Below are 217 nucleotides of genomic sequence, written 5' to 3' on the forward strand. Positions count from 1 at the left end.
ATGGAAACCACCGTAGCCACAACAAGCTCATGAGCACGGGACTGCATCTCGCTGCACTGCAGATTGCGTTCGCCTTCCCGCAGGCCCTGACGGATCACGTGCTTGGCCGTCTGGAGCAAGAACCCCGACGTCGACCCGGTGGGCGCCTGCATCGGTGCCCGCGGCGCCCGTGTGGAAAAGATCGTGCAGGAACTGGGCGGCGAGAAGATCGACGTCA

General features: G+C 63.6%; 1 pseudogene. It reads left to right on the top strand.

Annotated elements, in window-relative coordinates:
* Window positions 1-96: 96 nt before the first annotated feature.
* A pseudogene (locus H6B10_RS17595) lies at window positions 97-217 on the top strand (transcription termination factor NusA); the annotation flags it as partial.

The organism is Gemmiger formicilis, from assembly GCF_016901605.1.
Lineage (GTDB): Bacteria > Bacillota > Clostridia > Oscillospirales > Ruminococcaceae > Gemmiger > Gemmiger formicilis_B.